Below are 21121 nucleotides of genomic sequence, written 5' to 3' on the forward strand. Positions count from 1 at the left end.
AGTGGTGCCTCAGTGCACCTCGTCCACCAGCACGTCCAGGGTCCAGGCGGCCGCCCCGGCCTTCGCCTTCGCCGGCGCCTTCTCCTCCACCACGTAACCGAGGTCCCGCAACGCCTCCACCAGTTCGGCGGGACTTGCGGGGGCGATCCCCGCCGTCAGCAGACTCCGTACGATCCGCCCCTTGGTCGCCTTGTTGAAGTGGCTGACGACCTTCCGGGTCGGCGCGTGCAGCACCCGCACGCTCGCCGTCCGCCCCGCGACCTCCCCCTTCGGCTTCCAGGGCGCCGCGTACGCCGCCGACCGCAGGTCCAGCACCAGCCCGTTCCCGGCCGCCTCTGGCAGCACGGACGCCATCGGAGCACGCCAGTACGCGCCCAGCGCCCCCAGCCCGGGCAGCCTCACGCCCATCGAGCAGCGGTACGACGGGATCCGGTCCGTCACCCGGACGGCGCCCCACAGCCCCGAGAACACGAGCAGCGACCCGGCCGCGCGCCTCTTGGCGGCCGCGTCGAGGGAGGCCAGGTCGAGAGCGTCGTACAGGACGCCCGTGTAGATCTCCCCCGCGGGCCGGGCGCCCGCCGTACGCAGCTCCGTGTTCTTCGCGACCTCCCCGCGCAGCCCCTCGCTCAGCCCGAGCACCTCGCGCGCCTTGTCCTCGTCGGCCGCGCACAGCTCGACCAGCTCGTCGAGGACGGCCTCGCGCGCGGCGCCGAGCCCCGGCAGGGAGAGCGCCTCCGGCTTGAGCGGAGCGCCACGCCCAAAGGACGCCTTGCCTTCGGAGGGCGGCAGCAGGACAAGCACGGGAAATCTCCTTCAATAGAGCTCTGCTGCGACAGCGTACGACGTGCCACGAGGCGCCCCCGCCGAGGTCCGCACCGGCCCGGCACCCGCCCTTCCGCTCGCTTCCGCCCGTCCGCCCGCTCGCCGGCACCCGCCCGGCGGCATGAACCGGAGTCCGAAGGCGTTGCAGCCGTAGAAGCACGGACGGGGGGTCACATGGGGGTGGCGAGTGAGTCGTGAACAAGCACTGTGGACCAGAGCCCGACTGGGGCTCTGCGGTCCGCCGCTCGACCTCCTCACCGCACGCTTCGACCGGCACGTCTACGCCCCGCACGCCCACGAGGAGTTCACCGTCGGTGTCTGCGTGGGCGGGTCGGAGATCATCGCCTACCGCGGCGGGCACATCCGTACCGGCCCTGGCTCCACAGTCGTCGACCCGGCCCGCGGAGATGCCCGCCCCGTCGGTGCCGGCGGCCCTCGCGGGCCTGGGCGTCATCTGCACGGCGGTCGCCTTCGTCGCCTTCATGGAACTGATCAAGGAGGCGGGGCCCACCCGCGCCACGGTCATCACCTACGTCAACCCGGCCGTCGCGGTGGCGGCGGGCGCGCTGTTCCTCGACGAACCCCTGACGGCGACGGTCGTGGCCGCCTTCACCCTGATCCTGGCGGGCTCGGTCCTCGCGACAGCGGGACCGCGCCGCGCCGCGAAACCGGTGCCGGTTCCGGTGCCGGTTTCGGTTCCGGTGCCGCTTGCTCCCGGGGAGCAACCCCCGGACCCCGGGCCGGAGCAGGACGCGGCGCGCGCCCGGTAGCATGGTCGACACGGCAGACGAGCCGGGCGGACGGCCGCGTGGAGTCCCTCACGGGACTTCCCGAGGAACGTCCGGGCTCCACAGGGCAAGGTGATGGCTAACGGCCACCCGGGGTGACCCGCGGGACAGTGCCACAGAAAACAGACCGCCGGGGATTTCGGTCCTCGGTAAGGGTGAAACGGTGGTGTAAGAGACCACCAGTGCCCAGGGCGACCTGGGCAGCTAGGTAAACCCCACCTGGAGCAAGGTCAAAAGGAGCGCCGTGAAAAGCGCTCTGCGCGGACGTTCGAGGGCTGCCCGCCCGAGTCCGCGGGTAGACCGCACGAGGCCGGCGGCAACGCCGGCCCTAGATGGATGGCCGTCTCCCGGCCGACCGCGAGGTCGACCGGCGACAGAACCCGGCGTACAGCCCGACTCGTCTGCCGCCACCTCTGGCTTTGCCTCGGGAAGGGCTTCCGGTTTGCGCCGGAGGCCCTTCCTGTTTCTTCTGATGCTGCACAGGTCTTCTGATGCCGCATCAGGCCGGACGGGTGCGGCATCCCCGGCGCGCTCGGCCGACGTCCGGCGGTCCCCGCGTGGCAGGTCCGCCGCCAGCCCGGTGTGAGCTCACGCACCCGCCGCTGTGATTCCGGGGCGACTCCCCGGTAAGCCGATCCGGCCGAACCGGCCTCGATCGGCGCGTCGGCGGACGCGGGACAGCGCCATCACGCTTCTTGATGGACGAAAGAAGGGTTGGCTATTGGACACGTGTCTGAAAGCGTGTTGGTATTGCTCCGAAATATCGTGAGTGCCGGCGCGGGGCTCGGTCGAATGGGGAGACGTGCATGGGAAGCGTTGAGAACACCGAAGAGATGTACAACCTTTTCAATAAGACGGCCAAAGCCTACGACCAGAGTGGCGTGGAGTTCTTCCGGCCGATCGGGCGTCGTCTCGTCGAATTCTCCGGAATTTCTGCCGGGAATTCTGTTCTCGATGTCGGCGCCGGTCGTGGAGCGGCGCTCTTCCCCGCTGCCGAGGCTGTCGGTGAGAGCGGCGAGGTGATCGGTATCGACATCTCCGAGGAGATGGTCAAGTACGCGCAGGGGGACGCGGACGAGCGCGGCCTGAAGCATGTCGGCGTTCAGGTCATGAACGGGCAGAAGCCCGAGTTCGAGGCGGGCCGGTTCGATGCGGTGATCGGCAGCTGCAGCCTGTTCATCTGGGTCAAGAGCGCCGCTGACGTGCGCCCTTACCGGTCACTGCTGCGTGCGGGCGGCCGGTTCGCCACGGCCGCACCGTCGTTCTTCTCGACCGCGCGCGGCAAGTGGGCGCTCTTCCCGGAGAGCGTCAACGAGCTGCTGATGCCGTACATGCTGCAGTCGCTGAAGCAGAGCGGTGCCTACGACTCCCAGTTCGCCGAGGCCGGCTCGAACTGGCTGGTCACCGCGGAGTCCATAGAGAAAACCCTGACTGACGCCGGATTCGTGGACGTCGCGGTGGTGGAGGAGGACCTCCCGGTCATCGTGAAGTCGGGCGAGCAGTGGGTCGAATTCACTTACACCACCGGAATGCGCGGAATGTGGGAGCGTATCGAGGAGAACGAGCGCCGCGAGGTCATTTCGGAGGTGTCCCGGCGGCTGGACACTCTTCGTGACGAGGACGGCGTGATTACTGTTCCGGTGCCGATCGTCTACATGCGCGGAAAGGCCCCGCAGAGCTGATTCCGGCCCCGGAGAATTCCACTAGGTGATACGGCGAGGCGCCCGCAGTCTGCATGGGGGAGAGACAGTGGTCGAAGGTATGTGGCCCGTTACCGCGAGGGAGGCGGAACTCGCGGACATCAAGCAATGGACGGCCGCGGGGGTCGGCGCTCTCCTGGTCGGCGAGCAGGGGGCAGGCAAGAGCACCCTCCTGAACGTGGCGCTGGAGCGGGCGGAGCGTGCGGGGGCGCGGGTGGTGCGCGGTGACGGGCCGGGGAACCAGCTGAGCGCAGCGGTACCGCCCCAGCCGCATGCGCCGCGCCGACGGGTCACCGTGGCGATCGACGACGTGCATCTGGCCGACCCGGTGACCTTGGGGGTGGCGTACCGGCTGGTGGACAGCGGCCAGGCGCTGCTGCTGGCCACCGCCCCGCCCGGCGCCGCCCTGCCGGGCGAGGTGCGGCGACTGCTCATCGCCAAGCGTGTGCGGCGGCTCGGCGTCGACGCCCTCGACAGGTCGGGGAGCGTGCGCATGCTCAGCGCGCGGCTCGGCGGGCCGGTTGCCGTCGACACCGCCGAGCGGTTCTGGAAACTCACCCAGGGCAATGCGCTGACGCTGCGGGAACTGGCGGACCAGGCGCTCGCCGAGGGCACTCTGCGGCAGGTGCGGGGGAGGTGGCAGTGGCCCGGTCTGCAGGGGGCGCCCGACAGCAGGCTGGTCGATCTGGTGGAGCTGCTGCTCGGGGACCTCGATCCGGGCGAGCGCGAGCTGGTGAACATGCTGGCGCTCGCCGGGCCGCTGGAGACCGGGCTGCCGATCGTCGACGAACTGGGCGAGGCGGCGGAGTCACTGAACCGCCGCGGCGTCCTGGTCGCCCGACGTGCGGGATTCCGGCTGGACCTGAGACTCGCACTCCCCCTGTGCGAGGCCGTGGTCGCGGCGACCCTCCCGGAACTGACGGCTCGTCGGCTGCGGCGGCGGATCGCCGACGCGATCGAGGGTGCCGGATCCCACCGGGCCGGTGACGTGGCCCGCATAGCCGGGCTCGGTCTCGGTACGGGACGGCGTCTGCCGGAGCCCGCCCGGTTGCGGGAGGCGGCCGTGAGCGCGCTGCGTGGCGAGGACTACTCGCTCGCCGAGCGCTTGAGCCGCGCCGCGCTCACCGCCGCAGCCGACGAGGGTGCGGCCGTGGTGCTCGGCGAGGCCCTGGCCGGACAGCGCCGCCACGTGGAGGCGGAGGCGCACTTCGCGCAGGCCGCGCATGCCACCGCCGTACTCCGCCCGCGCGCGCTCAACATGAGCCTCGGCCTGGGCCGGCTCGCGGAGGCGGAAGCGGTCACCGAGACCGACCTGGGAGCGCGGGCCCTGGTGCGGTTGTTCAAGGACCGGATCGGAGACGCACGGCGGCTGGCCGAGACGGCGGCGGACACCGAGCCGCTGCTCGCCCTGCTCCGCCACGAGTCGGGCGACGACGAGGGCGCCCTGGCCGTGCTGTCCGCGGCTCGGCCGACCCTGGCAGGCCGGGACGAGGCGACGCGCCTCGACCACCTGGGTGTCACCGGCTGGATCACCGTGCATGCCAGGGGCCCGGCCGAGGCCAGGGAGGTGCTGGCCGAACTGCGTGAGGAGGCCGCGGGCGACGGCGCCCGTGCCCGCACGTACGCCGATCTCCTGGAGGCGCGCATCCTGCGGGTCACGGGCCGCACGGCCGAGGCGGTCGGTCTGCTGCGGCAGGCGGCCGCGTACGGCGGGCCCACCGACTGGCTCAGCACGCGCTCCTGGCGCATCGCCCAACTGGCCGGTGCGGTGGCGGAGTCGGGTGACGGGCTGGAAGCCGTCTCCTTGCTGGCAGAGGCCCGGTCGGCGCAGCAGGACGAGTGCGGGTACCCGCTGATGGCGGACGCGGTGGAGTTGGAGGCCGCGCTGGTGGAGGCGTGCCTCGGCGACCGAGTGGCCGCGTCGCGCCGGGCGTTGGGGGTCGCCGAGCGGGCCTTGTCCGCCGGTCGGCAGGGCCAGGCGCTCGCCGCGGCTCATCTGGCGGCCCGGGCGGGCGCGGCGCCCCGGGCGGTGGCCGTCTGGGAGACCGCCTGCGGCGGTCGGCCCACGACCGACACGGTCCGGCTGCGACACGTCCTGGCGCTCTCGGAACACGACGGTGACGCCCTGGACGCGGTGTCCCTGCGGTTCGAGGCCCTGGGGCTGCTGCCGCTCGCGGCGGAGGCCTCCGCGCAGGCCGCGCAGGCGCACCAGGCGTCCGGCAACCGGCGGAAGACCCGGGCCGCGCAGGCCGCGAGTGCCGAACTCGCCTTCCGCTGCGGCGCCGAGCCGTCCCACTGGGCTGTGCCGGCCGAGCGTCAGGACCGTGGTACCCGTACCGGGCTCACCGCCCGGGAGCGGGAGATCGTGACCCTCGCCGTCTCACAGCTGTCCAACCAGGAGATCGCCGACCGGCTCGTCCTCTCCGTGCGTACCGTGGAGAACCACCTCTACCGCGCCTACGGCAAGCTCGGTGTCACCACGAGGTCGGAACTTGCTCCCCGACTCGGCACGGGGTCCGCTCAGGTCGGACGCATCGCCTGACCTGAGCGGGGTGGGTTCACGCGCTCGGGTGTGGACCCTCGGCCGGTGGACCGCCGTGGCCGGTGGTCAGCCGGTCTGCTCCGCCAGTTCCCGGGTGATCCGCTCGTTCCAGGCGGCGAACGTCGGGGTGCCGGTCAGCTCCCCGAAGTCCACGCCCAGGCCCGCGCGGCGCCACTTGGTCACCAGCCGCATCATCTCCAGGGATCCGAGGCCAAGGCGGATGAGATTGGCATCGTCCTCGATCTCGGACGGGCTGATGCCGATCAGCTCGGCCAGAGCCGAGCGCAGTCCCTCGCCCGTGACGGGGGGAGCCGTCGCGGCCTTCGTCCCGCGAGCGCTGTCGGTGTTGTCGGTGTTGTCGGTCCGGGTCATCCGGTGCGTCCTCTCAAGGGCGGCGGGTTGGTCACTCGGCGGGTTCGGCGACGATTTCCACGATCGCGACACCGGCCTCGAACCCCGGACTGCCGGTGAAGAGCATCACCTTGTCCCCGGGGCCGACCTGCCGGGTGCTCCACACGTGCTCCAGGCCGATGAAGACATCGGCGGCGCTGATGTGGCCGAGCTTGCTGGTGTGCTCCCAGATCCCGCTGTCGAGGGTGAAGCCGATCGGGTCGAGGAACTGATCGCGCAGCGCGTCGAGTGTGGCGCTCGGGTGGCAGACCCGCTTGATCTCGTCGGCGGCGATGCCGGCGTCCTCCAGTGCCTCGTCGAGGGCCTTCCGCAGCACCTCGCCCGGGTGCTGGATGGGCGGAGTGTTGCCCTTGGCCCACTCCTCCATCCAGAACTTGACGCGGGCCTCGTAGTCCAGCTCTCGGCCGACGGTGACCGCGGGCGGGAAGATCGGCTCGCTGCCGCGGTGCAGGGCCTCCATCTCGGGGACGGAGCACGAGGCGACGGACAGCAGCTTGGCGATACCGCCGTCGCGCGAGACGACCACCGCCGCGGCGCCGTCGCCGAGGATGGAGAGGCGCGAGGTCGTCCAGCGGTCGACCAGGGGGGCGGAGTAATTGTCCGCCGCGGTGAGAAGGACCGCCGACTTACGCGGGTCGCAGGCGAGGCGGTGCGCGGAAATGGCAAGGGAAGAAAGCATTCCCTGGCATCCCTGCTTGATTTCAAGTGCCGTGATCGGTGTGTTCAGAGTGTTCGCGAGGACATAGTGCGCCGGAGACCATCCGTCGGGTCCCTGGTGATATGCGGAACTATGGATCAGTGCGCCGAAATCCTCGGGAGTGTGCCCCGATCGCTGAATTGCCTCTTTAGCTGCCAATACGGCCATCTCGGGGGCCGACAGTGAATCGGAGATGGCGACGGACTCGAGTCCCGAGGCCTTGCGGACGTCCGCGTCGTACCAGCCGGACTCCACCGCCTGTTCCGTCGTCACCAGGCCGGGCACATACGTGCCGAGACTGGACAGGTAGACGTCCTCGAACTTCATCGTGGGATTCCTTCCGACGCTCATCACGCGAATGCGGCGTGGCCTGTGTGGGCTTCTGCCGGCCCAAGACGACCATGGCGACGTGCCGACGCGCGTGAGTGGCCACTACTCAGATCGGGGGCGGAGTGCGCGTCCCTACGCAAGTGGGGGGGCGTGGATGGAGGGCCCGCGTTGTGGGAGGCGGTGGCCGGAACAACTGGCGGGCGGGGTACGGGCGGTCGACGGCCGGCCATCCACGAGGAGATTTTATGTCCGCTTAATCGCCTGGGGTCAATATTGACGGATGTCGTCAGGTACTGGAGTGTGGGATGGTGCCAGTGTATTGAAAAGCCAGCCTTCACTATCCGTTTGATGTGCCGCTATGAAGGTTTGTTATGCTCCGGCTTGCAAGGCGGGGGAAGTTGTGTGCATTGCGTAAGATCTGCCTGGCTCGTGTGGTATGCACGGGTCAGGTCGAGCCTGCAAGGAAGTTCTGTGCGCACCACCCCAGTTGGTAGCCAGTCCGCTGTGTGGACTCTCAAAGGGGGAAACTGTGGTCGTCCGTTCTGACCCGATGAATCGTCATCTGCCGGGGATTTCCGGCACGGGGAGGGCAGGCTGGACCGATAGGGAACTTCCGACCCCACGCAGACAGCAGGGGCATCGAGCGCCGGCCGTCTGGCGGGTGCTCGTGGTGGAGAACGACAACGAGGACGCGGAGTTTCTCGTGAAGGGCTTACAGCGGCACGGGCACGATGTGGAACGGGTGGCCGCCGGAATCGCGGCTCTCGACGTGTACGAGGGCGCCGATCTGGTCCTGTTGGACCTCGAACTGCCGGACCTGGACGGGCTGGAGGTGTGCCGGCAGATCCGCGCCGAGGGGAACACGGCGATCATCGCCGTCACCGCGCGCGGTACGGAACTCGACCGGGTCCTCGGCCTGCAGGCCGGTGCCGACGACTATCTCGTCAAGCCTTACGGATTCCGGGAGTTGATGGCCCGGATCGAGGCCGTCATGCGGCGCGTCCAGACGTCCACCGTGACCCCGGCAGTGATCATCCACGGCCCTCTGTGCATCGACGCGGCGGCCCGCCAGGTGAGTCTGAACGGTCGCCGGGTCGAGGTCACCCGCAAGGAGTTCGATCTTCTGTACCTTCTGGCGGCCCAACCCGACGCGGTCGTCCCACGCAAGAGGATCATGCAAGCCGTGTGGGGCGACGTGTGGTCCCGACGCACCATCGACACCCACATCAGCAGCCTGCGGGGCAAGCTCGGGAACAGCGACTGGATCCGTACGGTGCGTGGAGTGGGCTTCCAACTGGGTTGTGCCTGAGCGGCTTCCGCTCCCTCTCCTTCTGTCGATCGATCCGAACGCCCGGCCGGGGTTTCCCGGTCGGGCGTTTCACGTCGGACGCGGCGCGGGTCCCCGACGGCACTCGATCATGATGTCTGCCCGGCGAGGGCAATGGCGCGGAGTTACCCGGGAGTTGACAGTCCTCTGACGAATTTGGACAGTGCCTGCCGAACCTGCAACGAGCCTATCGTCGAGTTGAGTTGTTGCTTCTTGTACGGGCACCCCGTGACCGGCAAGATCTGTGGAAGCCGCCCCGCGTGGCCCGACGGTGTCGCCCTGCACCGGTTGGTTGCCCCCAGGCGCCTTTCCCCTCTTTCCGCATTCAGGGACCGACACAGCCGCCGCAACGCACTCTTTGGAGTTCAGCCATGCCTGAAACAACTCAGAGCAATGATTTCACCGACGAAGCCGCGCTGCGCAGTAGGAACCGGGCCACCGTGGAGACGTACATGGCTGCCTTGGGCGAGGCCCGCCTGGAGCGTCATCTGCTGTTCACGGAAGACGGCGCAGGCGGTCTGTGGACCACCGACACCGGCGCCCCGATCAGCATCAACGGCCGCGACCGGCTCGGTGAGCACGCGGTGTGGTCGCTGAAGACCTTCCCGGACTGGGAGTGGTACAACGTCCAGATCTTCGAGACCCAGGACCCCAACCGCTTCTGGGTGGAGTGCGACGGCCGCGGCAGGATCCTCTTCGCGGACTACCCCGAGGGCTACTACGAGAACCACTTCCTGCACTCGTTCGAGCTGGAGAACGGCCGGATCAAGTTGCAGCGGGAGTTCATGAACCCGTTCGAGCAGCTGCGTGCCCTGGGCATCCCCGTCCCGGAGATCAAGCGCGCCGGCATACCCACCTGACCGGCCGCTCATCCCGCCGTAATAGGAGGACCTCGTGGACGAAGTCCTGCGCGATCTCCGCATCCGCAAGGCAGAGCAGCAGCCCGACTGGCCCGACCCGCAACAGGTCGCGCGGGTGGGGGACACGCTGGCGGCCGGGCCCGCGCTGGTGCGGGCCCACGACGTGGGCGTGTTGCGTGACGCGCTCGCCCGGGTCGTGGCCGGCGAGGCCCTGGTGATCCAGGCCGGCGACTGCGCCGAGGACCCCGGCGAGTGCACACCGGCGGACGTCTCTCGCAAGGTCGCGCTCCTGGACCTGCTCGCGGGCACGCTGCGGATGAACGCCCACAGGCCCGTCATCCGGGCCGGCCGCATCGCGGGCCAGTTCGCCAAGCCTCGCTCCAGCAGGACCGAGCTGGTCGCAGATGTCCAACTGCCCACGTTCCGCGGCCATATGGTCAACGGTCCCGAACCCGACCCCGAGACCAGGCGCCCGGATCCGCTGCGCATCCTCACCTGCTACATGGCGGCGAGCGAGATCATGAGGCACCTGGGCTGGCAGGGGGAGGCGCCCCTCGGGGACCCCCTCGGCCCGCCGGTCTGGAGCAGCCACGAGGCGCTGCTGCTCGACTACGAGATCCCCATGCTGCGCAGGGACGGGAACGGCAAGCTGTTCCTCGGCTCCACCCACTGGCCGTGGATCGGTGAACGCACCCGCCAACTGGACGGAGCGCACGTGGCGTTGCTCGCCGGGGTGAGCAACCCGGTGGGCTGCAAGGTGGGCCCCTCGATGAGTGCCGGCGAGTTGGTGGCGCTGTGCGAACGCCTCGACCCCGCTCGCCTGCCCGGAAGACTGACGCTCATATCCCGGATGGGCGCCGACCTGATCTCGGAGCGGCTTCCCCGGCTGGTCGAGGCGGTGCGCGACGCGGGACACCCGGCCGTCTGGCTGACCGATCCCATGCACGGCAACACCTTCACGGCGCCCGACGGGAGCAAGACCCGCCACGTCGGGACCGTCTCGCACGAGGTGCGGCGCTTCCAGGAGGCCGTCAACGGCGCCGGCGGCGTGTGCGGCGGGCTGCACCTGGAGACCACCCCCAGCGATGTCACCGAGTGCGTCTCCTGCGAGGCGGACCTCGGCCACGTCGGCGACAAGTACACGACGTTCTGCGATCCGCGGCTCAATCCGCGGCAGGCCCTCTCCGTCGTGTCCACCTGGAACGTCTGACCCTGGCCCGTCGCACCCCTCCCTCTCTGAGCCAGGCACTGGAAGGAAGAAATGGTCGGCATTCCCCCCATCGAGCCCTATGCGCTTCCGGCCGCGGGCGACCTGCCCGCCAACATCGCCCGGTGGACCCCTGATCCGGACCGTGCCGTGCTGCTGGTGCACGACATGCAGCGTTTCTTCCTGGCACCCTTCCCGGACAGCGTCCGCGCACCGCTGGTGACCAACGCGGCGTCCCTGCGGGACCGGTGTGCCGCTCTCGGCGTCCCCGTGGCCTACACCGCCCAGCCCGGCAGCATGACCGGCCGGGAGCGTGGGCTCCTGGCCGATTTCTGGGGGCCCGGCATGCGCCGGGATCCCGCGGACCGCGGGGTCGTCGACGCGCTCGCGCCCCGGCACGGCGACTGGCAGCTCACCAAGTGGCGCTACAGCGCCTTCCACGACTCGCCCCTGCTGGAGCTCATGCGGAAGGCCGGCCGTGACCAGCTGATCGTCTGTGGCGTCTACGCCCATGTCGGCATCCTCATGACAGCCGTCGAGGCGTTCACCAACGACATCCAGGTGTTCCTGGTCGCCGACGCGGTGGCCGACTTCAACGAGCGCTACCACCGGCTGGCCCTCGACTACGCCGCCGAGCGCTGCGCCATGGTGGTCACCGCCAAGGAGGTCCTCGTATGACCGGGGCGACCGGCGATCTGCTCGACCGGGTACTGGCCGGCCACGCCGGGGACTTCGCTCTGCTCTACCGGCCGGAGGCGGGCGGGGAGGGTGTCCTCGACGTGCTGGTCGGTGACCTCTCGACCCTCTCGACGCTCGCCGACATCCCCCTGCCCGACGCGCCGGCCCGCGAAGGCGCCCACCACGAGGTCCTCACGGTCATCCCGTACCGGCAGATCGCCGAACGCGGCTTCGTGGCGTCCGACGACGGCGCGCCCCTGCTCGCGCTGAGCGTGACCGACCAGGCGCGGCTGCCTCTGGCCGACGCGCTGCGCCGCATCCCGCAGGTGCCGTCCGAGCTGGCCGACGCGCACTTCGACGTGGACGACGAGACCTACCAGAGCATCGTCCGCAAAGTCGTCGACGACGTGATCGGCACGGGCGAGGGGGCGAACTTCGTCATCAAGCGGTCCTTCGTGGCCACCATCACCGACTACCGGCCGGACAGCGCCCTGTCGTTCTTCTCCCGGCTCGTGCAGCGGGAGGTCGGCGCCTACTGGACGTTCCTGATCCACGCGGGGGAGCGCACCCTCGTCGGTGCCTCGCCCGAACGGCACATCAGCCTCGACGGCGGCACGGCCGTGATGAACCCGATCAGCGGCACCTACCGTTACCCGCCCACCGGCCCCACCCTGCCGGACGTCATGGACTTCCTCGCCGACCGCAAGGAGGCCGACGAGCTGTACATGGTCGTCGACGAGGAACTCAAGATGATGGCCCGGATCTGTGAGTCGGGCGGTCAGGTCAAGGGCCCGTACCTCAAGGAGATGGCCCGTCTCGCGCACACCGAGTACTTCATCGAGGGACGCACCGGGCACGACGTACGCGACATCCTGCGCGAGACCATGTTCGCGCCGACGGTCACCGGCTCCCCGCTGGAGAGCGCCTGCCGGGTCATCGACGCGTACGAGGGGAAGGGGCGCGGCTACTACAGCGGCGTGGCGGCCCTCGTGGGGCGCGACGAGCACGGCGGGCGGACGATGGACTCCGCGATCCTCATCCGCACCGCGGACATCGACGCGTCCGGCCGGGTGGAGATCGGCGTCGGCGCCACCCTGGTGCGCCATTCCGACCCCGCCCGGGAGGCCGCCGAGACCCGGGTCAAGGCGTCCGCACTGGTGGGCGCGCTGGAGTCCGGCAGCGTGGGGAGCTTCGCCGATCACCCCGAGGTCCGGGCCGCGTTGGAGCGGCGCAACGAGTCCATCGCCGGCTTCTGGCTGGGCGAGGCCGCGGACCGGCCGAGGACGCACTCCGCGCTCGCCGGAGGCCGCGTCCTCGTCGTCGACGCGGAGGACACCTTCACCTCCATGATCGCCGGCCAGCTGCGCTCCATGGGGCTGGACGTCACGGTGCGCCGGTTCGACGAGGAGTACACCTTCGCCGACCACGACCTCGTCGTGATGGGACCGGGTCCGGGCGACCCGGGCGACACGGCCCACCCCCGGATCGGCCACCTCCACACGGCCGTGCGCACCCTGCTGGCCGATCGCCGCCCGTTCGTCGCCGTCTGCCTCAGCCACCAGGTGCTCAGCCTCGTCCTCGGCTTCGAGGTGTCCCGGCTGCCCACCCCCAACCAGGGCCTTCAGCAGGAGATCAACTACTTCGGCGCCCGCGAGAGGGTCGGTTTCTACAACGCGTTCTCCGCCGGAAGCGCCGACGACAAACGCGAGGTGGAGGGCGTCGGCGTGGTCGAGATCTGCCGGGACCCGGTGACGGGGGAGGTGTACGGGCTGCGTGGCCCGCACTTCATGAGCATGCAGTTCCACGCCGAGTCCGTGCTCACCCAGAACGGTCCGCGCATCCTGGCCGACGCCCTTCAGGATGTGATCACCTCATGACGACAGAACAGCGAGAGCTCTCCATGCACCCCTACGTGGTCGTCGACGCCTTCGCGACGGAGCCCCTCAAGGGCAACCCGGTGGCCGTGTACTTCGACGCGGACGACATCACCGGCACACAGATGCAGTGCGTCGCCCGGGAGATGAACCTTTCCGAGACCACGTTCGTGCTGAGGCCCGAGGAAGGAGGCGACGCGCGCGTCCGCATCTTCACCCCGGTCAACGAACTGCCCTTCGCCGGGCACCCGTTGCTCGGTACGGCCATCGCCATCGGCAACCAGGGCACGGCGGACCGGCTCGAGCTGGAGACCGCGATGGGGCTCATCCCCTTCGAACTGGTCCGCACCGGCGGTGTGGTCACCGCTGCCTGGATGCGCCAGCCCGTGCCGACCTGGAAGCCCTTCGACCGCAGCGAGGAACTGCTGGCCGCGCTCGGGGTGCACGACCCCGCCCTGCCGGTGGACATCTACCACAACGGCCCCCGCCACGTCCTGGTCGGCCTCGGCAGTGTGGAGGAACTGTCCGCGCTCACCCCGGACCACCGCGCGCTGAGCGCGTTCGAGGACATGGCGGCCAACTGCTTCGCCGGCTCCGGCCAGAACTGGCGCAACCGCATGTTCTCCCCCGCGTACGGCGTCGTCGAGGACGCGGCCACCGGCTCCGCGGCCGGTCCCATAGCGATCCATCTGGCCCGGCACGGCCTGATCGAGTACGGGCAGCGCATCGTCATCACGCAGGGCGTCGAGATGGGCCGCCCCTCACCCATGCACGCCCTCGTGGAGGGCACGGGAGAGCTGGTCACGGGGGTCGAGGTCGGTGGCGGCGGTGTCATCGCGATCGAAGGAGCGCTGCGGCTGTGACGTGGCCGCCCACGACCCGTACCCCCGCAGAGCCGCCGACCCGGAGAGACGCATGAGCAGCACCACATCGGAAAGCATGACCAAAACCGTCGAGGTTGCCTTCCCCGAGTACCTCGAGCCGCCCGCCGAGCCGGTGGGCCTCCTGCGCGCGTGGCTCGCCGACGCGACACGCGACGGGGTCCGCGAGCCCCGGGCACTGGCCCTGGCCACCGCCGACGCCGACGGCAGACCCTCGACCCGGATCGTGGTGGTCAACAAGGTGACCGACACCGGACTCGTGTTCATCACCCACGAGGGCAGCCGCAAGGGCCGTGAACTGGCGGTCAACCCGTGGGCGTCGGGTGTCCTGTACTGGCGGGAGACCAGCCGGCAGATCATCGTCGACGGACCGGTCGGCCGGCTGCCCGTCGCGGAGGCCGACGCCCTGTGGCGGGAACGCCCCGTGTTCACCCACGCCATGTCGAGCGTTTCCCGGCAGAGCGAGCCGGTGACCGGACCGGACGCGGTGCGGGCGCTGCGCGAGCGGGCGCTGCGACTGGGGGAGAGCGGCGAGGCGCTGCCCCGTCCCGAGGGCTTCACCGGATACGAACTCCGGTTCAAAAGCGTCGAGTTCTGGTCCGACGGCGCCGACCGGCTGCACGAACGACTGCGGTATGACCGCGAGGGCGAGGCCTGGCGCGTCGGCCGTCTCCAGCCGTAGCGCACCACCGGACAGCTCGCCAACGAGCCATGTCGGCGCCGGGCCGTCCCGGCAGCGGACCTCCCGTCGAACCCATCGAAACGGAACGTGAGAACACCATGCAGGCACCTGCGCCCCTCTTCCTCCACTCCGGATTCCAGGCCTCGGTCCAGCGCGTTCCGGAGAAGCCCGCGCTGTCGCTGCGCGGGCAGAGCTGGACGTACCGGGAACTGGACGGCATCGCCCGGCTCTGGGCCTCCGCGCTCACCGGCCTGGAGAAGCGGCCGAGGCGCGTGGGCATCCTCGGCCACCGCAGCATCGTCACCTACGCGGGGTTCCTCGCGGTCCTGTACGCGGGGGCGACCGTGGTGCCGCTGAACAAGAAGTACCCCGCGGCCCGCAACCAGGACATTCTCGAGCGCGCCGAGGTGGACGTCGTACTGGCCGACCCGGGCTCCCTGGCCCAGCTCGGGCCGCTTCTCGACGGCCTGGCCGACGCCCCCCTGCTCGTGCTGCCGGAGAGCGACGAGCCGCCCGCGAACCTCCCCCCGGGGGTACGGGTCCTCACCCGCCGCGACGTCGAGAACCGCGTGCCCCTGGCCGAGCCCGCGGCCGGCGACCCCAAGGACACCGCCTACCTGCTCTTCACCTCCGGCTCCACGGGCCGTCCCAAGGGTGTGCCGATCTCGCACGCCAATCTGGCCGCCTTCCTGTCCGCCAACGTCGAGCGGTACGACTTCACGGAAGACGACCGGTTCACCAACACCTTCGACCAGACCTTCGACCCGTCCGTCTTCGACCTGTTCATGGCCTGGGGAAGCGGCGGCTGCCTGTTCCCGATGGACACCTTCGACCTGATGACGCCGCTGGACTTCGTGCGCGGCAACGACATCACCGTCTGGTTCGCGGTGCCCTCGGTGGCGGTGCTCCAGCACAGCCGCGGGAAGCTGGAGCCGGGCAGCCTGCCCTCGCTGCGCTGGAGCCTGTTCTGCGGAGAGGCACTGCCCGCGACCACCGCTCAGGCGTGGCTGGAGGCCGCCCCCGGGTCCCTGCTGGAGAACCTGTACGGGCCGACCGAGGCGACCATCACCTGCCTGGTGCACCGCTGGGACCCGCGGACCTCGCCGGCCGCCCTTGTCAACGGGATCGTGTCGATCGGCTCCCCCTATCCGGGCATGGCCGCCGCCGTACTGGCGGAGGACGGCCGCCCGGTGCCCGACGGGGAGCCCGGCGAGCTCTGCCTCTGCGGGCCCCAGGTCTTCGAGGGCTACCTGAACGCGCCCGAGCTGACCGAGAACGCGTTCCACACCACCGTGTCGGAGGACGGCCGCACCCACCGCTGGTACCGGACCGGCGACCTCGTCCGTCGCACGGCCGGCGGCGAGCACGGCTACATGGGCCGGCTGGACACCCAGGTCAAGGTCCTGGGCCACCGCATCGAGACGGGCGAGGTGGAGGCGCACCTGCTCCGGCAGAAGGGCGTCGACCAGGCCATCGTCGTCGCCGTCCCCGGGGAGGAGGAGGGCGTGACGGTGCTGGCCGGGATCCTGACGGGCGACGACCTCGACGTCTACGACGTGGACGACGAGTTGCGCCGGACGCTGCCTCCGCACATGATCCCGATGACCTACCACCTGCTGGACACCGTTCCGTTGAACCCCAACGGCAAGGTGGACCGTACGGCGCTGCGCCGGCAGGTCGTCTCCGGAGAACTGGCGGCCCTGATCCCGTGAGCACACCGCCGAACCGGTCCGACGACGTGTCCGGACAGAAGGGAGCGCCACAGATGAACGACGCTGCCGCGGTCGCCTCCCTGCGTGACCGCGTGCGCGGCGAGACGCTTGTGCCGGGCGACGAGGGGTTCGCCGCCCGGTGCGCCGGCTTCCAGACCGCCTACCGTCACCGGCCCTCGGTGCTGGTCCGCGCGGACGGCCCCGACGACGTGGTGTCGGCCGTGGAGCACGCCGCCGCTCGCGACCTGCCGGTTGCGGTCCAGGCGACCGGGCACGGCCTGTCGGTCGCCACGGACGGGGGCATGCTCATCGACACCGCCGGACTGTCGGGCGTCACCGTCGACGCCCGGGCCCGCACGGCGCGGATCGGCGCGGGCACCCGGCTCGCCGCCGTCGTCGAGGCCGCCGCCCGCTACGGTCTGGCCCCACTGAACGGCTCCTCACCCGGTGTCGGCGCGGTCGGCTACGTCCTGGGCGGTGGGCTGGGCCTGCTGGCGAGGGAGTTCGGCTACGCGGCCGACCGGGTCGGCTCGATCGACATCGTCACCGCCGACGCCCGGTCGCGGCATGTCACCGCGCGGAGCGAGCCCGAACTGTTCTGGGCCCTGCGCGGGGCCGGCGCGAACTTCGGCGTGGTCACCGGCATGGAGATCGACCTGGTGCCGGTCAGCCGGCTGTACGGCGGAGAGCTGGTCTTCGACCTCACCCGTTCCCCGGACCTGCTCGCCGGCTATCTCGGCTGGACCGAGACGCTCCCCGAAGAGCTGACGTCCTCGGTGTCGCTGCTCGCCTACCCGGACCTGCCGCTGTTCCCCGCCACGGTGCGCGGCCGGTTCGCGGCGCATGTGCGCATCGCGTACACCGGGGACTCCAGAACGGGCGAGCGGCTGGTCGCCCCGCTGCGCGCGCTCGGGCCCCGGCTGTCCGACACGCTGGCGGAGATGCCGTACACCGAGTGCGGCGCGATCTACAACGATCCGCCCATGCCGCACGCCTATCAGGGCGACAACGTCCTGCTGCGCGCCTTCTCCCCGCAACAGGCGGCTGAAGTAACGCAGTTGGTGGGCCCCGGAGCCGGCCTTCCGTGTGTGGTCGACGTGCGCCACCTGGGCGGAGCCCTCGCAAGGCCCGCCGAGGTACCGAACGCGGTGGGCCACCGCACGGCCCGCTACCTCCTGCGCGTGCTGATACCCCTGATGGGAGCGGAGCCGGACGAGGTGATGGGTGTCCGGGACAAGGTGCTCGGGGCGCTCGCCGCCGAGTCCGTCGGCGGCCGGTTCCAGAGCCTGGTGTACGGCGGCTGCGCGAAAGGCGCCCCGCCGACGCCCGCCGAGGACTTCTGGGAGCCGGCCGACCACCGCCGGCTGTCCGCGCTGAAGGCCGAGATCGACCCGGCCAATCTGTTCCGGTTCAATCGGAACATCGAGCCGGCAGGCTAGGGAACGGCCGGGCGAAACAGCGTGTACCGATTGCAGGGCGCCCCGGATCCCGGGGCGCCCGTTCGGCATGTCACCGTTCCGGAGGCAGGGAATACGCTCCTTCGGCGATCGCCTCCACGTCGAACCACGCCCGGAAGTCGAGCGGATGTCCTATCAGTTCGGCAGGGCTGCGCGGCAGCACCGCCGCCTTCGCCGCTTCCTCGGACTCCCACAGAAGAACAGCACCCCAGCGTCCGGTCGACGGGTCGGACAGCCATATCTTCAGGAGCAGACCCGGAATGTCCGACCATTGTTTCTCCTCTTGGCGGATGAAGTCACGGAGTGATTCGGGGGTCTGCTGCGAATCGGTGAGGTTCCACCACGCGATCATTGCCTTCATTGTCTTCGATGGCTGCATGGCGTCAGTGTATGAGCCGGTCGTTTTCGGGCGACAGTGATACTCAATCAAAACGCTGGTCCGTAAGGCGAATTGAGTAGCCAATTACTCAGGTGCGGGCGGCCGCCCGGTGATCGAATGAGGGACATCGGTCATGGCCGACGGTGGTCCCGGCTCGGGGAACCGGCCGGCCACGTCATGCCGGCTGTCGACATTGGAGGACGAGTGGCGCCCAACGAGCTGTCGATTCTGGACCTGCCCCATCATGAGGCTCCGGACCCCGACGAACTCGTCCGGGCCGCGATGGAATGGCACTTCGGCCCGGAGACCGGTTCCCCCTTCTGGCTGAAGAGGGCCGAAACGCTCGACTTCAACCCCCTCTTTGACGTCAAGGGATTTGCCGACCTGGGCCTCTTCCCGAACGTCGCCAACGAACTACGGGACGTGCCCGCCGCCGACCTCGTGCCGCGCGGCTACGGCGAACGCCCCGACATCGTCGGCGTCTTCGAGAGCGGAGGGACCACCGGAGCTCCCAAGCGGGTCGTCTGCCCTGCCGACTGGCTGGAGAAGCTGGTCGGCTGGAGCAACGCCAACCTCGATGTGCACGGCTTCCCGCGTCATGTCGACTGGCTGGGAATCACCCCATCCGGCCCCCACATCGTCGGTGAGATATTCCGTCGTTCGGCCCGGACCCATGGCCGGTACGGCTTCCAGATCGACCTCGACCCGCGCTGGGTCAAGCGCCTGATCTCGGAGGGCAAGGGCGGTCAGGCGGACGCCTACGCCGAGCACGTCATCGACCAGGCCACGTTCATCCTGCGCACCCAGGACATCGGTGTGATGACGGTGACCCCGCCGCTGCTGGAACGCATCGCCCAGCGCGAGGAGCTCGTCGAACTCATCAACCGGAAGGTGAAGGCCATCCGCTGGGGCGGCACCCGGATGGACCCCGACACGGAGGCCCTCTACCGCACCGAGATCTTCCCCGAGGCCACCCTCTACGGGCACTACGGCAGCACGATGATCCTCGGCATCGCGGGTCAGCGCCACGGCACAGCACCGGGTGAGCCGTGCGTGTTCGACACCTTCTCCCCGTACATCACCTTCCAGGTCGTGGACCCCGCCACCCGTGAGGCCGTGGCTTACGGGGAGCGCGGCCAGGTCGTGATGCATCACGTCAGCAAGGCACTGCTGCTCCCCAACAACCTGGAGCGGGACACCGCGATCCGGGTGGCCGCGCCCGAGGGCCGCATGGGTGACTCGGCCGCGGGCATCGCCCCGGTCGCCCGGTTCGACGACGAGGCCGTCATCGAGGGGGTCTACTGATGGGGGCCGGGGAGCAGCCGCCGAACGAGCAGGGCGCCGAGGTACCCGAACTGGAGGCGCTGGGACCGGGCGGCCCGTACCGCGCCCACAGCCGCCAGGAGATCACGGACGTGACCGGTGCGGTCATGGCCCGCATGAGCCTGGTGCCCGCCCTCTTCGTGAACCGGGCGATGAAGGCCCTGCACGCGGCGACCCCGCTGCCCGCCGACGAGCGGGCGGGCGCCCTGGCCCGTGCCGCCGAGCTGTTCCGCACGGCCACCCTGGGCGGGCTGACGGTGCGGCAGTACGAGGCGGCCGTCACCGGCGTCTCCGGGCTGCCGGTCGAGGTCGTCCGCGTCGCCACGCGCACCTGCGCCGACCGGGTCTCGAACGCCTACCGCAGCGTCCAGCTGGCCCGGCCCGCCGGAGCCGTGGCCGACTGGCGCGACCCGCTGGTGCGTACCTCCCAGGCCGTGTGGACCCGGCGTGGCGAGGTGCTCGCCGTCCATGTGCCCGGCAACCACCCCGGCACCCACGGGTTCTGGCCGGAAGCGCTCGCCCTCGGCTACCGGGTCGCTGTCCGCCCCTCCACCCGGGAGCCGTTCACCGCGCACCGCCTGGTCCTCGCCCTGCGTGAGGCCGGCTTCGGCAACGACCAGGTCGTCCTGCTGCCCTGCGGCCACGAGGCGGCCGACGCCATCGTGCGCGGCGCGGACCTGGCCTACGGCGGTGACGAGGTGATCCGCCAGTACGCGGACGACCCCGGCGTGCTGTCCCTCCAGCCCGGCCGCTCGAAGATCCTGCTGACCGCCGACACCGACTGGCGCGACCACCTCGACATGATCGTCGACTCGGTCGGCCGGCACGCCGGCAGCGGCTGCGTCAACGCCACCGCCGTACTCGTCGAGGGCGATCCCGCCCCGCTCGCCGGCGCGATCGCCGAGCGGCTGGCCGCCCTGCCCAGCCTGCCGCCGCACGACGACAAGGCCCTGCTGCCGGTGCAGAACACCAAGGCGGCGCGGGCGCTGGAGAAGTTCGTGCTCGACCGGGCCCAGGGCACGCGTGCCTGGCTCGGCGGCACCGGCTTCGTCGACGAACTCGGGGACGGCAGCGCCGTGTTGCGGCCTGCCGTCCACCAGGTGGACTCCGCCCACGCGGCGCAGCTCTCCGCGGAAGTCCCCTTCCCCTGCGTGTGGGTCGGGCCGTGGAGTCGCGAGGACGGCGTCGAGCCGCTGCGCGACACCCTGGTCCTGACGGTCGTCACCGAGGACGACGACCTCGTTCAGGCGCTGATCGACGAACCGACGATCAGCAATCTGCACGTGGGGAGCCATGCCACGCACCGGCACCGCCCGGGTCTGCCGCACGACGGCTACCTGGGCGAGTTCCTGATGCGAAGCAAGACCGTCGTCCGCGTCTGAACCGGACCGGACGTCAACCGTCCGCCCCTGGGCGGACGGAGCAGTTTCCAGCCAGCAGCCGCTGCACCC

Annotated in this window: 18 protein-coding genes, 1 other RNA gene and 1 pseudogene; 16 read left to right on the top strand and 4 right to left on the bottom strand. The window is 70.3% G+C overall.

Annotation, left to right across the window (positions count from 1 at the left end):
• Positions 1–9 precede the first annotated feature (9 nt).
• On the bottom strand, positions 10–801 hold the full coding sequence (gene yaaA / locus ACFWBD_RS25315; protein ID WP_385670918.1) for a peroxide stress protein YaaA: 792 nt from the start codon (positions 799–801) through the stop codon (positions 10–12).
• A gap of 208 nt (positions 802–1009) precedes the next feature.
• Here yaaA and ACFWBD_RS25320 point away from each other — a divergent pair.
• The 5 genes and pseudogenes from ACFWBD_RS25320 to ACFWBD_RS25340 form a co-directional block, all read left to right on the top strand.
• Positions 1010–1258 (top strand): annotated as a pseudogene (locus ACFWBD_RS25320) (AraC family ligand binding domain-containing protein); the annotation flags it as partial.
• Positions 1230–1592: an EamA family transporter gene (locus tag ACFWBD_RS25325; RefSeq protein WP_385670921.1), complete on the top strand. Its 363-nt coding sequence runs from the start codon at positions 1230–1232 to the stop codon at positions 1590–1592. The pseudogene ACFWBD_RS25320 and the gene ACFWBD_RS25325, both read left to right, overlap by 29 nt.
• Positions 1593–1610: 18 nt before the next feature.
• An RNA gene (rnpB, locus tag ACFWBD_RS25330) (RNase P RNA component class A) lies at positions 1611–2014 on the top strand.
• Between the two features lie 402 nt (positions 2015–2416).
• Complete coding sequence (locus ACFWBD_RS25335) at positions 2417–3292, top strand: class I SAM-dependent methyltransferase (protein ID WP_385670924.1); 876 nt, start codon at positions 2417–2419, stop codon at positions 3290–3292.
• A 79-nt stretch (positions 3293–3371) separates the two neighbouring features.
• Positions 3372–5852 carry a LuxR C-terminal-related transcriptional regulator gene (locus ACFWBD_RS25340; protein WP_385670927.1) on the top strand — a complete coding sequence of 827 codons (2481 nt, stop codon included), beginning with the start codon at positions 3372–3374 and terminating at the stop codon, positions 5850–5852.
• A 66-nt stretch (positions 5853–5918) separates the two neighbouring features.
• On the opposite strand, the gene ACFWBD_RS25345 is transcribed toward ACFWBD_RS25340, so the two are convergent.
• Both ACFWBD_RS25345 and ACFWBD_RS25350 read right to left on the bottom strand, forming a co-directional pair.
• On the bottom strand, positions 5919–6224 hold the full coding sequence (locus ACFWBD_RS25345; RefSeq protein WP_385670930.1) for a phosphopantetheine-binding protein: 306 nt from the start codon (positions 6222–6224) through the stop codon (positions 5919–5921).
• A 31-nt stretch (positions 6225–6255) separates the two neighbouring features.
• Positions 6256–7287, bottom strand: coding sequence for a ketoacyl-ACP synthase III family protein (locus ACFWBD_RS25350; protein ID WP_385670933.1), 1032 nt, complete (start codon positions 7285–7287; stop codon positions 6256–6258).
• 673 nt (positions 7288–7960) lie between these two features.
• Here ACFWBD_RS25350 and ACFWBD_RS25355 point away from each other — a divergent pair.
• The 9 genes from ACFWBD_RS25355 (at position 7961) to ACFWBD_RS25395 (ending at position 17950) form a co-directional block, all read left to right on the top strand.
• Positions 7961–8599, top strand: coding sequence for a response regulator transcription factor (locus ACFWBD_RS25355; RefSeq protein WP_385670936.1), 639 nt, complete (start codon positions 7961–7963; stop codon positions 8597–8599).
• 389 nt (positions 8600–8988) lie between these two features.
• On the top strand, positions 8989–9477 hold the full coding sequence (locus ACFWBD_RS25360) for a PhzA/PhzB family protein (protein WP_385670939.1): 489 nt from the start codon (positions 8989–8991) through the stop codon (positions 9475–9477).
• A gap of 34 nt (positions 9478–9511) precedes the next feature.
• Positions 9512–10687, top strand: coding sequence for a 3-deoxy-7-phosphoheptulonate synthase (locus ACFWBD_RS25365; protein WP_385670942.1), 1176 nt, complete (start codon positions 9512–9514; stop codon positions 10685–10687).
• Positions 10688–10738: 51 nt separating this feature from the next.
• Positions 10739–11362, top strand: a complete 624-nt coding sequence (locus ACFWBD_RS25370) for an isochorismatase family protein (protein WP_385670945.1) — start codon at positions 10739–10741, stop codon at positions 11360–11362.
• On the top strand, positions 11359–13239 hold the full coding sequence (locus ACFWBD_RS25375; protein ID WP_385670948.1) for an anthranilate synthase family protein: 1881 nt from the start codon (positions 11359–11361) through the stop codon (positions 13237–13239). Before ACFWBD_RS25370 ends, ACFWBD_RS25375 begins: the two co-directional genes overlap by 4 nt.
• Positions 13236–14099: a PhzF family phenazine biosynthesis isomerase gene (locus tag ACFWBD_RS25380; RefSeq protein ID WP_385670950.1), complete on the top strand. Its 864-nt coding sequence runs from the start codon at positions 13236–13238 to the stop codon at positions 14097–14099. Before ACFWBD_RS25375 ends, ACFWBD_RS25380 begins: the two co-directional genes overlap by 4 nt.
• 52 nt (positions 14100–14151) lie before the next feature.
• The gene (gene phzG, locus ACFWBD_RS25385; protein WP_385670953.1) at positions 14152–14799 is read left to right on the top strand and encodes a phenazine biosynthesis FMN-dependent oxidase PhzG; all 648 of its coding nucleotides are present in this window, start codon (positions 14152–14154) and stop codon (positions 14797–14799) included.
• Between the two features lie 98 nt (positions 14800–14897).
• On the top strand, positions 14898–16511 hold the full coding sequence (locus tag ACFWBD_RS25390; RefSeq protein ID WP_385670956.1) for an amino acid adenylation domain-containing protein: 1614 nt from the start codon (positions 14898–14900) through the stop codon (positions 16509–16511).
• 53 nt (positions 16512–16564) lie between these two features.
• Complete coding sequence (locus ACFWBD_RS25395) at positions 16565–17950, top strand: FAD-binding oxidoreductase (RefSeq protein ID WP_385670960.1); 1386 nt, start codon at positions 16565–16567, stop codon at positions 17948–17950.
• A gap of 70 nt (positions 17951–18020) precedes the next feature.
• Here ACFWBD_RS25395 and ACFWBD_RS25400 read toward each other — a convergent pair whose 3' ends face one another.
• Positions 18021–18347: a hypothetical protein gene (locus ACFWBD_RS25400; RefSeq protein ID WP_385670962.1), complete on the bottom strand. Its 327-nt coding sequence runs from the start codon at positions 18345–18347 to the stop codon at positions 18021–18023.
• Between the two features lie 177 nt (positions 18348–18524).
• Here ACFWBD_RS25400 and ACFWBD_RS25405 point away from each other — a divergent pair, with 177 nt between their 5' ends.
• Both ACFWBD_RS25405 and ACFWBD_RS25410 read left to right on the top strand, forming a co-directional pair.
• Complete coding sequence (locus ACFWBD_RS25405; RefSeq protein WP_385670965.1) at positions 18525–19652, top strand: phenazine antibiotic biosynthesis protein; 1128 nt, start codon at positions 18525–18527, stop codon at positions 19650–19652.
• Positions 19652–21052 carry an aldehyde dehydrogenase family protein gene (locus ACFWBD_RS25410; RefSeq protein WP_385670968.1) on the top strand — a complete coding sequence of 467 codons (1401 nt, stop codon included), beginning with the start codon at positions 19652–19654 and terminating at the stop codon, positions 21050–21052. The genes ACFWBD_RS25405 and ACFWBD_RS25410 overlap by 1 nt, the downstream gene beginning before the upstream one ends.
• Positions 21053–21121: the final 69 nt, after the last annotated feature.

Origin of the sequence: Streptomyces sp. NPDC060002 (assembly GCF_042737245.1) — a bacterium.
In the GTDB taxonomy this organism is placed as follows: domain Bacteria; phylum Actinomycetota; class Actinomycetes; order Streptomycetales; family Streptomycetaceae; genus Streptomyces.